The sequence below is a fragment of the Candidatus Nitrosacidococcus tergens genome, assembly GCF_902810445.1.
Lineage (GTDB): Bacteria > Pseudomonadota > Gammaproteobacteria > Nitrosococcales > Nitrosococcaceae > Nitrosacidococcus > Nitrosacidococcus tergens.
Map to the genome: position 1 here is coordinate 578,453 of NZ_LR778175.1, position 12,704 is coordinate 591,156.

The window sequence follows — 12,704 nt, forward strand, 5'->3', positions numbered from 1 at the left end:
ATTATATGCCTTTAAGTTACGAAGAGAAAGCTCGGATTATCAAAGAACATCAATATAACACAAACGATACAGGTTCTTCAGAAGTGCAAATTGCACTACTATCAGAACGGATTAATCAGCTCTCTGAGCATTTTAAAATACACAAACATGATCATCATTCACGGCGAGGTTTATTACGTGCAGTAAGCCGTAGAAGAAAACTGCTTGATTTCTTAAAAAGGAAGAATTTACAAGGCTATCGTGATCTAATTAGCACGCTTGGACTACGCCGTTAATACTAATTTTCACTTTTAAAAATATAGATTTTTCTCTTATTGAACATCTATTCACTATTTATAAGGATCTTAATGTGACTCCAGTTAAAAAAGTAATTGAATATGGCGATCATACGCTTACTATTGAAACCGGCTATATGGCACGGCAAGCTACTGGAGCTGTAATTGTCCATTATGGTGAGACTACTGTATTAGTAACTGCAGTAGGCGTGAAAGAAGTTAGTGAAAATCGGGATTTTTTTCCATTGACTGTAAATTTCCAAGAAAAATCCTATGCTGCAGGTAAAATACCAGGTGGTTTTTTTAAGCGAGAAGGTAGACCTACAGAAAGAGAAACTTTAGTTTCTCGTCTTATTGACCGTCCTCTACGTCCTTTATTTCCAAAAGGATTTACTAATGAAGTACAAGTAGTTGCTACTGTCCTTTCTTCAGATGGAGAAAATGACTCAGATATTCCTGCTATTATCGGAGCATCTACCGCACTTGCTATTTCTGGTATTCCATTTAGTGCCCCTATTGCAGCTGCAAGGGTTGGGTATATCAATGGACAATATGTACTTAACCCAACTACTAGCGAGGCTAAAAAATCAGCACTAGATTTAGTAGTTGCTGGTACAGAAAAAGCAGTTCTTATGGTGGAATCAGAAGCTAAAGAGTTGCCTGAAGAGATTATGTTAGGTGCGGTGATGTTTGGTCATCAAGAAATGCAGGGAGTCATTCAAACAATTAGAGAGCTAGCTGCAGAAATTGGAAAAGCACCTTGGAGTTGGCAACCTCCTTTAGAGGATACTGATTTACAGTTAGCAGTTGAGGAGATTGGAAAAAAGCATTTAGAAAATGCCTACCAAATCCAGTCGAAACAAGATCGCCAAGAGCATGTAGCAGTAGCACGAGAACTTATAGTACAACAATTGATACCAGATGAGAGCTCAAAATGGAGTGCTGATCAAGTATCAGTAGCCATTAATCGTTTAGAAAAAAACCTTGTAAGAGGACAAATTATTTCTGGAAAGCAACGAATTGATGGTCGCAATAGAAATGAAGTTCGACCTATTAATATTATGGTTGGATTATTACCTAGAACCCATGGATCCGCACTTTTTACTCGAGGAGAAACCCAAGCGTTAGTCACTACTACTTTAGGTACCGAGCGGGATGCACAGGTAATTGATGCCATTGATGGAGAATACCGAGAGCGGTTTATGCTTCATTATAATTTTCCACCTTTTTGTGTGGGCGAGGTGGGTATGGTGGGTGCACCAAAACGGCGAGAAATTGGCCATGGTAGGCTTGCTAAACGGAGTATTAGTGCAGTTATACCTAGCGAAGAAGATTTCCCCTATGTAATTCGAGTTGTATCCGAAATTATGGAATCTAATGGTTCTAGCTCAATGGCAACTGTATGTGGTACAAGTCTTTCCTTAATGGACGCAGGTATTCCAATTAAATCTCCTGTAGCTGGAATTGCTATGGGATTAATTAAAGAAGAGGATCAGTTTGCAGTACTGAGTGATATTCTTGGTGACGAAGACCATCTTGGTGATATGGATTTTAAAGTAGCAGGTACAACAAAGGGAGTGACAGCCCTACAAATGGACATAAAAATTGATGGAATTACCGAAGAGATAATGCGTACTGCTTTATCTCAAGCTAGGGAGGGACGATTTCATATCTTAAATGAAATGAATAAAGCTATTTCTACTCCTCGAGGGGAAATGTCTGAGTACGCTCCACGCATGGTAACTTTCAAAGTTAATCCTGATAAAATTCGGGATATTATCGGTAAAGGTGGCGCAACAATACGTACCCTAACTGAGGAAACAGGGGCTACTATTGATATTAGTGATGATGGCACAGTAAAAATATTTTCTACTGATAAAGCAAACGGGCTAGAAGCAAAGCGTAGAGTAGAACAAATTGTATCTGATATAGAAGTTGGGAAGATCTATGAGGGAAAAGTATCTAGGTTAATGGATTTTGGCGCTTTTGTTACTATTCTCCCCGGTAAAGATGGCTTACTTCATATTTCTCAAATTTCAGATGAAAGGGTAAATCATGTGAGTGATAAACTCTCAGAAGGAGATATAGTTCGTGTAAAAGTTTTAGAAGTGGATAAGCAGGGCAGAATTCGCCTAAGCATAAAAGCAATTAAAGAAGAATAAACTATTTTCTCTCTCTTATAGGCATAAGGATATAGGTATGCCTATAAGGGATTTTTTGTAACTTAAGTAAAATTAAAAATTTTCAGTTGATGTAAAAAGTCCAACGCGGAGATCTTGAGCGGAATAAATTTCACGATCATCTACAAACATAGTACCATCTGCTATTCCCATCACTAGTTTGCGCATTACTACCCGCTTTAAATCAATATGGTAAGTAACTAATTTATTTTTAGGAGTTACTTGTCCTGTAAATTTTACCTCTCCTGATCCTAATGCTCGACCATGACCTAATCCCCCTAGCCAAGCAAGATAAAAACCTAACAATTGCCACATAGCATCTAATCCTAAACACCCAGGCATAACCGGATCTCCATTAAAGTGACAATCAAAAAACCATAAGCTAGGTTTAATTTCCATTTCTGCAATAATTTTTCCTTTTTCAAATTTGCCACTATTATCGCTGATATGAGTAATGCGATCTACCATAAGCATCGGCGGAGATGGTAGTTGTGCATTACCTGGACCAAACATATCGCCTTGGGCACATTGGAGTAAATCTTCATAGCTAAACTTATTAGGCCTTTCCATTACATCAATATTTACTTAATTGGAAAACACACATTAATAACCCTACTGAGCTCTAAACTAAAATAATCAATAACTTTAATTAGATTAATATAAGGGTAAGATCATTTACTTTATGAATTTGTTTTAATTTCATGAAGAGGTTTTTCGCTTAATTGGGCACTTGCTCTTTTACTTATCTTCTCAAACCAGCCAGATAGATTTTCTAATCGATTAAAATCTATAGGTTGATTTACTGAGGCTTGATTTGCAAAATCTAACCAAACATAGAGCCAAATATCTGCTGCAGAAAAACGCTCTCCACATAAATAAGGACCGTGAATCATACTATCTAACCATTGAATTCTATCTTGAGCTACCATTTTTAAACCGGGGGCAGCTTCTGGGGAAATAGGAATACGAGATTCAAAACGCTTTAATCCTTCACTATAATGAAATGCATTATGGATAAACTCTGTAATATTTAACTCTACTCGCCGCCACCACATACGGGTTATAGCCCGCTCCTTTGGGCTATTACCAATTAATACTGGTTGAGGGTAAAGCTCTTCTAAGTATTCTGCGATTGCTACTGATTCTGTGATATAACTACCATCATCTAAACGTAAGCTAGGCACTTGACCTGCAGGATTAATAGCTAGATAGTTAGTTTCTCTATTTTCCCCGGTCATAACATCAATAAATTGACTATCTAATTGAAGACTTTTTTCTAGAAGAAACATACGTAAGCATCTAGGTGCTGGGCTAATTGCGTCTAAAACAAGCATAGTACTTCTCCTAAAATATTATTTAATTTTTACTTTATTCGTAAGGAAAATGTACACCTTGCAAGGGTACTGTATACTTAAATAGTATTTACCTTTAAGTTAAGATTTAAATACACTGTACTTATTTTAACATGGAAGGAATATCCTTAACTGATACAGCACTTCACTGTCTTACCATTTGCGATCCTGAGAGAAAAATTAATGCTACTCAGCAAGTAGCACAGCTCTGGAAAGAAGGTAAATTAACTACTTCTTATTCATTCACTTATAATACTCAATTAACCCCAGGCTTACCTCAGAATCTACGCTTAGTTGCTCCAAAGTATCTATCTCGACGTAGGTTACACTCTCTTGAAGGGAGAGCCGCTTTTATCCATGCCATAGCACATATTGAATTTAATGCAATCAATCTAGCTTGGGATGCCATATATCGTTTTCAAGGATTACCTGAAACATTTTATAGTCATTGGGTACAAGTTGCAGCCGAAGAAGCTCATCATTTTTATTTACTAAATATACATTTACATTCACTAGGCTATCAGTATGGAGATTTTTCAGCTCATAATGGCCTTTGGGAAATGGCAGAAAAAACAGCTTATGATCCTATGGTTAGGATGGCACTTGTCCCAAGAGTATTGGAAGCAAGGGGGCTAGATGTAACCCCGAGCATGATAGAGCGTTTAAGAGCAATAGAAGATTTAAGAGCAATTGCTATTTTAGAAATTATCTTTCGAGACGAGATAAATCATGTAGCTATTGGGTCTTATTGGTTTCGATATTTTTGTAAAATACGTAATTTAAACCCCGAGGATACCTTTTTTAGCTTAATTAAGAAATTTCTTAAGAGTAGCCCTAAGGGGGTACTCAATTATGATGCAAGACTTAAAGCCGGGTTTTCTGAACAAGAATTGATGATTTTAGCACAAGTTTAGAATATTCTAGATATATCTGGTAAAGAATAGGTTAAAATAATTTAAATTAAATTACTCTCTATAAATAATTTTATATAGATAAAGTTATCATCCATGTCCACTATTCGTAAAGTTGTATTAGCTTATTCAGGAGGACTAGACACCTCTGTTATTCTAAAATGGTTACAAGAAACCTATCAATGCGAAGTAATTACTTTTACTGCAGACATTGGCCAAGGTGAAGAAGTAGCACCTGCGCAAACAAAGGCTGAAAATCTTGGAGTAAAAAAAATCTATATTGAAGATTTACGAGAGGAATTTGTTAAGAATTATGTTTTCCCCATGTTTCGAGCGAATACTTTATACGAAGGGGAGTATTTATTAGGCACCTCTATTGCTCGACCTTTAATTGCTAAAAGACTAGTAGAAATTGCTCACGAAACTGGCGCTGATGCAATTTCACACGGGGCTACGGGTAAAGGAAATGATCAAGTACGCTTTGAGTTAGGTGCTTATGCCCTATCTCCTAATCTTAAAGTAATTGCCCCTTGGCGAGAATGGAACTTAACATCAAGAGAGAAATTACTTGCCTATGCAGATCAGCACGGAATATCTATTGAAGGAAAGCGGAAAGGAAAATCCCCTTATTCTATGGATGCAAATTTATTGCATATTTCCTATGAAGGCGGGTTATTAGAAGATCCTTGGTGTGCCCCTGAAGAATCTATGTGGCGCTGGACTACTTCTCCAGAACAGGCACCAAATCAGCCAGATGAAATAGAGCTGGAATATCGACAAGGGGATATTATTAAGGTTAATAGAGAATCTCTAAGTCCTGCTAAAGTATTAGAAACCCTAAATTACTTAGGAAATAAACATGGAATTGGCCGGTTAGATTTAGTAGAAAATAGATATGTAGGAATGAAATCCCGAGGTTGCTATGAAACTCCTGGGGGTAGCATTATGCTAAAAGCCCATCGAGCAATTGAGTCTTTAACTCTAGATAGGGAAGTAGCCCATCTTAAAGATGAGCTTATGCCACGGTATGCAAACCTAATTTACAATGGATATTGGTGGTCGCCTGAACGAAAATTATTACAGCAGCTTATTGATTCTTCTCAAATGACTGTAAGCGGGCTTGTATCTCTAAAATTGTATAAGGGCAATGTGATTGTGTTAGGACGGCAATCAAAAGAACATAGCTTGTTTATGCCGAAAATTGCAACTTTTGAGGAAGATGCAGGTGCTTATAAGCAACAAGATGCTGAAGGTTTTATTAAGCTTAATGCACTGCGACTACGCATTGAGGCAATGAATAAGTATCAATCTTAACACCTAAAATAGAGAGCTAAATTTCTTTTGCTAGCTGTGCTGCATAACCAATATAATTATGAGGGGTGAGTTTAAGCAATCGCTCTTTAGTATCTAATGGTAAATCTAAACTAGAAATAAATTCCTGTAGATGAGGTAGGGTTATTTTTTTTCCTCGAGTGACTTGCTTAAGCTTCTCATAGGGTTCTGGAATTCCATAACGACGCATTACAGTTTGGATTGCTTCAGATAAAACTTCCCAATTTGCCTCCAGATCATTATCCATTTGTATTTGGTGAGCTTCTAGTTTTTGTATTCCTCTAAGCGTAGCTTGATAAGCTACTAAAGAATGAGCAAATCCTACCCCTAAGTTCCTAAGTACGGTAGAATCGGAGAGATCTCGCTGCCAACGAGAGATGGGTAATTTTTCAGCTAGGTAAGTAAAAATGGCATTAGCAATACCAATATTGCCTTCTGCATTTTCAAAATCAATAGGATTGACTTTATGGGGCATAGTAGAGGACCCTACCTCATTTTCTATTACTTTTTGTTTAAAGTAACCTAATGCAATATAACCCCAAATATCCCGACAAAAATCAAGTAAAATACTATTAAATCGACTGATACCATGAAAAATTTCCCCCATGTAATCATGGGGTTCAATTTGAGTAGTGTACTGATTCCAAGAAAGCCCTAGCTGAGTTATAAAATTATGGCTTAATTCAAGCCAGTTGATTTCAGGGTAAGCCACTTGATGGGCATTGTAATTACCTGTTGCTCCATTAATCTTTCCGTAAATTGAAATTTCTTTGATCTTCTCATATTGTAATATAAGGCGATAAGCAAAATTGCTCATTTCTTTACCTAAAGTAGTAGGTGATGCTGGCTGACCATGGGTACGTGCAAGCATAGAAATTTGTTGATAGCGATGAGCGAGATCCTGAATCTGCTCAATAAGCAGCTCCATTTGAAGAAAGATAACTTGCCCTAGACCATCCTTAAGCATCAACCCATAAGCAAGATTATTAATATCCTCGGAAGTACAAGCAAAATGGATAAATTCACTAATATTGAGTAATTCAGGACAGTTTTTAAACTGCTCTTTTAAGCAATATTCTACTGCTTTAACATCATGGTTTGTGATTTTTTCTATTTCTTTAATCCGTTGTGCTTGTTGCTCTGAAAAATTATCAATAATAGCAGTGAGAAATTGCTCAGAATCTCTACTCAATTTAGGTACTTCATAAATTTCATTACAATTACTCAATAAAATAAGCCATTTTATTTCTACAATGACTCGATAGCGTAATAACCCGTACTCGCTAAAAATTGGACGTAATTTATCTACTTTACTAGCATAACGACCATCAATAGGGGATAGGGCAGTGAGAGGTGAATAATCCATTAAAAGTATATAATAAAATTTAATTTGAAACTAAGGTTCTAATACAGAAAATATATATCTATATCCTTATAAATAATAGATATGAAACTTATTTATATAAAGAAAGAAATTGAATGAATTATTTATTTTTTTTAAGTTTACTCCTATCAGCTATGTACATTTTACCGATGCGAATCTCATATGCTAGAAGAATAGATGATATCCAGCAAGCAGTGCCTAAAGAGGTAAAAAATTGCGAATTTCTAGGCCGTGTCCAAGGGTTTTCAGGCTGGGGTAAAACCACTTCTAGGCAAAAACATAATAAGGCAATACATATTGCTTTAGAGAAAGCTGCTCAACTGAATGCAACACATATTATGTGGATTAGAATCCCTAGAGATTATTCATCTCCCTATGCTTATGGGAAAGCTTATAATTGCGATCATCAACTATTGGCTAATGATTAACTATACAAGCTCCCCCAACCACTTTAAGAAGTGAGTTTTTAAACTCACTTCTTATGCTTGGCAATAAGTAGGCACCCAGCTTTGATCGATGAGTTTATCGTCCATGAGGCTGTAGTCAAAATCAAGCCCATCCTGGATCATTTTGTCTACATTAAACAAGTACTTTCCTTCTGGAACACAGCTTCTAAAAAAATAACGATACCATGCTGGGGTAGTTGCTTTTGCAATTTTCACTTGCATAGGGCTTAAGAAGTTTCTCCGCTGACCTAAATGAGCAAGCTCATCAATAGTAATTTCATATAAAAGCTCTCTTAGTCGTTGTGCTGCTTCAGGCTCATCAGCAAAGACATCATCAATTAAAACATCTAAATGCTTATAGAAAGTAAGACCCATTAGCTCCATATTAAAAGCTGGAATATCTTTAATGAGACCAGGTAAGTGAACAAAATAATAATAGGTTTTTTGAGTAAGCGGACTAAAAAGTGCCCATTCTGCTTTATCTAGATTAAATACTTGTAGCATCTCATAGAAAAGACGAGCATGGCAAAATTCCTCTGCCATATGTAGACGGCTAATTTTCTGGGTAAGTTTTTTAGAATCTGCCATCACAGGTTCTGCATCCCAAGCAGCTGAAATACCAGCCCATTCATGGCGAGCAAATTTATATACATTAGTAAGCCATAGAGTTTTACGATCTACCTTACTTGGATCATCCTTAAATTCCATATAATTACGATAAAATGCTTCCTTATCAATAGGGTTTTTAGCCCGTACAGGATGATCCTTAAAATATTGTAATCTCTCTTTTTTCTTAACTAAATCTTTTTCTTCCTCTAAAAGCCCCCCAGTATGCTCTTGGGTATATTCCCAATAGCTTTCAAAGTTTTTTTCCATTTCTTCAGGAGAAGTAGGTGAAAAAATGGAACGATATTTTCCTCTCTCGGACATTCTTTTTGTCTCCTTAAGTCAAAACAAACCTAGCTCAGTTAGATAGGATGCTATCCTAAATTTTAAAATCCCCATTATAACTAAGATATGGGCATATTTTTATGATCAATAAATAGGATATGGATATCTACTTTTAAAATTAAATTTAATACATTATATCTTATACTTAATCAATAAGTTCTATATTTTAATTGAAAATGATTCTAATTTCGTATTCATTAAAATACTAAAAATTTTTCACCTAATCATAAATAAAAACTTATGGTGATGATATAAAAAATTTAGTTTTATTTTATGATGAATTATAGGAATATGAAGACTAGGTTTTAAGCTAGAAATTTATTAGCTTTAGCATGACCTTAATTAGTTAATTAATTAACGGAGAATAGACATTATGGCAACTATGGCCGAAGGAAAAGAGCGTTATAAATCTGGGGTTATCCCTTATAAAAACATGGGCTATTGGGAACCAGCATATCAGCCTAAAGATACAGATATGATTGCTATGTTTCGGATTACCCCACAAACAGGCATTGATCCAGAAGAAGCTGCTGCAGCAGTAGCTGGTGAATCTTCAACCGCAACTTGGACGGTAGTATGGACTGACCGTCTTACCGCTTGTGAGCTTTATCGTGCAAAAGCTTATCGAGTAGATCAAGTACCTAACACTGGAGAAGGTACTAAGACAGAAGCTCAGTACTTTGCCTATATCGCCTACGATATGGATTTATTTGAGCCAGGTTCCATTGCTAACTTAACTGCTTCTATTATTGGTAATGTATTCGGAATGAAGGCAGTAAAAGCCCTTCGTTTAGAAGATATGCGTATTCCTGTTGCTTACTTAAAGACTTTCCAAGGTCCAGCTACAGGTATCGTAGTAGAACGGGAGCGTTTAGATAAGTTTGGTCGCCCACTCCTTGGTGCTACTACTAAGCCAAAACTCGGTCTTTCTGGTCGTAACTATGGTCGTGTTGTCTATGAAGCCTTAAAAGGTGGCCTTGATTTTGTTAAAGACGATGAAAACATCAACTCCCAACCTTTCATGCACTGGCGTGATCGCTTCCTCTATTGCATGGAAGCTGTAAATAAAGCCTCTGCTGCTACTGGTGAAGTCAAAGGGCATTATCTCAACGTGACTGCTGCCACTATGGAAGATATGTATGAGCGTGCTGAATTTGCCAAATCCCTAGGTTCTACCATTATCATGATTGACTTAGTTATTGGCTATACAGCCATTCAATCCATGGCGAAATGGGCACGTAAGAATGACATGATTCTCCATCTCCATCGCGCTGGTAATTCTACCTATTCTCGCCAAAAAAATCATGGTATGAACTTCCGTGTGATCTGTAAATGGATGAGAATGGCAGGTGTGGATCATATCCATGCAGGGACTGTAGTAGGAAAACTCGAAGGTGATCCGCTTATCACTAGAGGATTCTATGATACCCTGCGTGAAACCCATGTCCCAGAAAATCTTCAGCATGGAATTTTCTTCGATCAGGATTGGGCTTCTTTAAACAAAGTCATGCCCGTAGCTTCCGGTGGTATCCATGCCGGTCAAATGCATCAACTTCTTGACTATCTTGGTGAAGATGTCGTACTTCAATTTGGTGGCGGTACTATTGGTCATCCACAAGGTATCCAAGCTGGAGCTGTTGCTAATCGTGTTGCTCTTGAAGCTATGATTTTGGCTCGTAATGAAGGTCGTGACTACGTCAAAGAAGGTCCACAAATCCTTGAAGCTGCTGCCAAGTGGTGTTCACCTCTTAGAGCTGCCCTGGATACTTGGAAAGATATTACCTTCAATTACGAATCCACTGATACTGCAGACTTTGTACCTACTGCTACTGGTAGCGTTTAATAAGATTAGGAGAATACTCAATTATGATGACCAATCACGGGAATCGTCTCACTCAAGGGCAGTTTTCTTTTCTGCCTGATTTAACTGACGATCAAATTTTATCCCAAATCAAATATGCCCTAAAGAACGATTGGGCAGTAAACATAGAGTATACCGATGATCCTCATCCTCGTAATACTTATTGGGAATTATTCGGCTTACCCATGTTTGATCTTAAAGATCCTGCCGGAATCTTAATGGAGATCAACGAGTGCCGTAAGACTTTCCCTAATCACTATATTCGGGTAACCGCCTATAATAGCAATCGAGGTACTGAATCTCCTGCTATGTCCTATATTGTCAACCGTCCTAAGAATGAGCCTGGATTTAGTTTGGTACGGCAAGAATGGGAAGGACGCAAAGTCCGCTATACCGTCAGTAGTTATGCTACCCAAAAGCCAGAAGGCGAACGGTATTAATTTCTACTAAACATCTTAATCACGGGTCTTATAAAATAAAAAGACCCGTGATTAATTTAGATATCAAAGGAGCAGATATCATGAGTAATGATAATAAAAATACAAGTACGGTTTTAGCTGAAAATTCATCGGTGGACTTAGATGCTGAATTTAAATCCTCTAATATCCAAGAGGTTTTGGATCGGCTCGATAAAGAATTAATTGGCTTAAAACCAATTAAAACTCGTATTCGTGAAATTGCTGCTCTTTTACTTGTAGATCGACTACGTAAACAATTTGAGCTTATCTCTGAAACGCCCACCTTGCATATGAACTTTACTGGTAATCCAGGCACCGGAAAAACCACCGTAGCACTAAGAATGGGAGAAATCTTAAAAAGGTTGGGTTATGTAAGAGAAGGTCACTTAATTACTGTAACTCGAGATGATCTCGTAGGTCAATATATTGGGCATACTGCCCCAAAAACTAAAGAAGTCATTAAAAAAGCAATGGGCGGTGTGCTGTTTATTGACGAAGCCTACTATCTTTATAAACCAGAAAATGAGCGGGATTATGGCCAAGAATCCATCGAAATTTTATTGCAAGTAATGGAAAACAACCGAGATGACTTAGTTGTTATTCTTGCAGGTTATAAGGATAAAATGGATCGATTCTTTTTAAGTAATCCAGGAATGCGTTCTCGAATTGCCCACCATCTAGATTTCCCTGATTATACTCCAGAAGAGCTGATGGCGATTGCTAAAATTATGCTAGCTAACCAAAATTATCGTTTTAGTGCTGAAGGGGAACAAGCATTTGCAGAATATATTCCAGAGCGGATGAAACTTGAACACTTTTCAAATGCTAGATCTATTCGTAACGCTCTTGATCGTGCTCGCCTTCGTCAAGCTAATCGATTATTTGCCTCTCGTAGTAAGAAGCTAAACAAGATTGATTTAATTACTATTGAAGCAGAAGATATACGAGCTAGCCGTATTCTACGATAAATGAATTATTGCAATAGCTTGCGATTTATTTATAAGTAAAAAAATAATTATAGCTTATTTAAAATTATGGTATAAATTAAGATAGTTATGTAGTAACACAAATAGCAAAAACTATTTAGGGCTAGATAGGGAGGAGTAAATTGTGAACATATATGATAACGACAATAACGAACTATCACCCCTTCGGACAATGCCGAAAACTATTGATGCGGTTCATTTTAATCGTGTTCGCTTAGCACTACGAAGGATAAGTAACCCCCTACAAATAGCCCTACCTAGACATCGAGGTCTTGTGATGATTCTAGATGATAAAGAGTGGCTCTGTGTAGATAGTTTTCATGAGGATCGTCTCATTCTTGCTTGGCGATCTTTTCAAACAAGCCATAGGCAAACAATCCACAAGCCTATTTCCTGCATGCTTAGCTTTTATCATATGCATGCAGGATTGATTATGGGATCAGCAATCGAGCATCTTAGCCAAGTACTTGCCCTGCAGCTTGAGGAAGTACGTCCCCATTCTATCAAGGAAGGAAAGACTTCTTCTATCGCTTAATATTTCTACAAAGTGAGAATTTTTAAATAGCTT

The 12,704-nt window shown here is 37.1% G+C and carries 13 protein-coding genes; 9 read left to right on the plus strand and 4 right to left on the minus strand.

Annotated elements, in window-relative coordinates; genetic code table 11:
* Window positions 1–5 precede the first annotated feature (5 nt).
* Both rpsO and pnp read left to right on the plus strand, forming a co-directional pair.
* Window positions 6–275 carry a 30S ribosomal protein S15 gene (rpsO, locus tag NSCAC_RS02880; protein ID WP_197744923.1) on the plus strand — a complete coding sequence of 90 codons (270 nt, stop codon included), beginning with the start codon at window positions 6–8 and terminating at the stop codon, window positions 273–275.
* 74 nt (window positions 276–349) lie between these two features.
* A complete protein-coding gene (gene pnp, locus NSCAC_RS02885) occupies window positions 350–2,437 on the plus strand; it encodes a polyribonucleotide nucleotidyltransferase (RefSeq protein WP_197744924.1) in 2,088 nt (695 codons plus the stop codon).
* A gap of 72 nt (window positions 2,438–2,509) precedes the next feature.
* On the opposite strand, the gene fabA is transcribed toward pnp, so the two are convergent.
* Entirely contained in the window at window positions 2,510–3,025 is a 516-nt protein-coding gene (gene fabA, locus NSCAC_RS02890) for a bifunctional 3-hydroxydecanoyl-ACP dehydratase/trans-2-decenoyl-ACP isomerase (protein ID WP_197744925.1), read from the minus strand.
* 110 nt (window positions 3,026–3,135) lie between these two features.
* The gene (locus tag NSCAC_RS02895; RefSeq protein ID WP_197744926.1) at window positions 3,136–3,789 is read right to left on the minus strand and encodes a glutathione S-transferase family protein; all 654 of its coding nucleotides are present in this window, start codon (window positions 3,787–3,789) and stop codon (window positions 3,136–3,138) included.
* A gap of 131 nt (window positions 3,790–3,920) precedes the next feature.
* Between NSCAC_RS02895 and NSCAC_RS02900 the strand changes: the two genes are divergently transcribed.
* Together NSCAC_RS02900 and NSCAC_RS02905 are read left to right on the plus strand one after the other, a co-directional pair.
* The gene (locus tag NSCAC_RS02900) at window positions 3,921–4,721 is read left to right on the plus strand and encodes a ferritin-like domain-containing protein (protein WP_197744927.1); all 801 of its coding nucleotides are present in this window, start codon (window positions 3,921–3,923) and stop codon (window positions 4,719–4,721) included.
* A 93-nt stretch (window positions 4,722–4,814) separates the two neighbouring features.
* Window positions 4,815–6,032 carry an argininosuccinate synthase gene (locus NSCAC_RS02905; protein ID WP_197744928.1) on the plus strand — a complete coding sequence of 406 codons (1,218 nt, stop codon included), beginning with the start codon at window positions 4,815–4,817 and terminating at the stop codon, window positions 6,030–6,032.
* 16 nt (window positions 6,033–6,048) lie between these two features.
* Here the strand turns inward: NSCAC_RS02905 and purB are convergent, their stop codons facing one another.
* Entirely contained in the window at window positions 6,049–7,416 is a 1,368-nt protein-coding gene (gene purB / locus NSCAC_RS02910) for an adenylosuccinate lyase (protein ID WP_197744929.1), read from the minus strand.
* A gap of 167 nt (window positions 7,417–7,583) precedes the next feature.
* Here purB and NSCAC_RS02915 point away from each other — a divergent pair, with 167 nt between their 5' ends.
* Window positions 7,584–7,862 (plus strand): hypothetical protein, encoded by a 279-nt coding sequence (locus tag NSCAC_RS02915; RefSeq protein ID WP_197744930.1) that lies wholly within the window; start codon window positions 7,584–7,586, stop codon window positions 7,860–7,862.
* Between the two features lie 51 nt (window positions 7,863–7,913).
* On the opposite strand, the gene NSCAC_RS02920 is transcribed toward NSCAC_RS02915, so the two are convergent.
* On the minus strand, window positions 7,914–8,810 hold the full coding sequence (locus NSCAC_RS02920; RefSeq protein WP_197744931.1) for a hypothetical protein: 897 nt from the start codon (window positions 8,808–8,810) through the stop codon (window positions 7,914–7,916).
* Window positions 8,811–9,204: 394 nt separating this feature from the next.
* On the opposite strand from NSCAC_RS02920, the gene NSCAC_RS02925 reads away from it, so the two are divergent.
* The 4 genes from NSCAC_RS02925 to NSCAC_RS02940 all read left to right on the plus strand — a co-directional run bounded on the left by NSCAC_RS02925 (window position 9,205) and on the right by NSCAC_RS02940 (window position 12,671).
* On the plus strand, window positions 9,205–10,674 hold the full coding sequence (locus tag NSCAC_RS02925) for a ribulose-bisphosphate carboxylase large subunit (protein ID WP_197744932.1): 1,470 nt from the start codon (window positions 9,205–9,207) through the stop codon (window positions 10,672–10,674).
* A gap of 23 nt (window positions 10,675–10,697) precedes the next feature.
* Window positions 10,698–11,132, plus strand: a complete 435-nt coding sequence (locus tag NSCAC_RS02930; protein ID WP_197744933.1) for a ribulose bisphosphate carboxylase small subunit — start codon at window positions 10,698–10,700, stop codon at window positions 11,130–11,132.
* Window positions 11,133–11,212: 80 nt separating this feature from the next.
* Window positions 11,213–12,118, plus strand: coding sequence for a CbbX protein (gene cbbX / locus NSCAC_RS02935; RefSeq protein WP_197744934.1), 906 nt, complete (start codon window positions 11,213–11,215; stop codon window positions 12,116–12,118).
* A gap of 142 nt (window positions 12,119–12,260) precedes the next feature.
* A complete protein-coding gene (locus tag NSCAC_RS02940) occupies window positions 12,261–12,671 on the plus strand; it encodes a hypothetical protein (protein WP_232085978.1) in 411 nt (136 codons plus the stop codon).
* The last annotated feature ends 33 nt before the right edge of the window (window positions 12,672–12,704 follow it).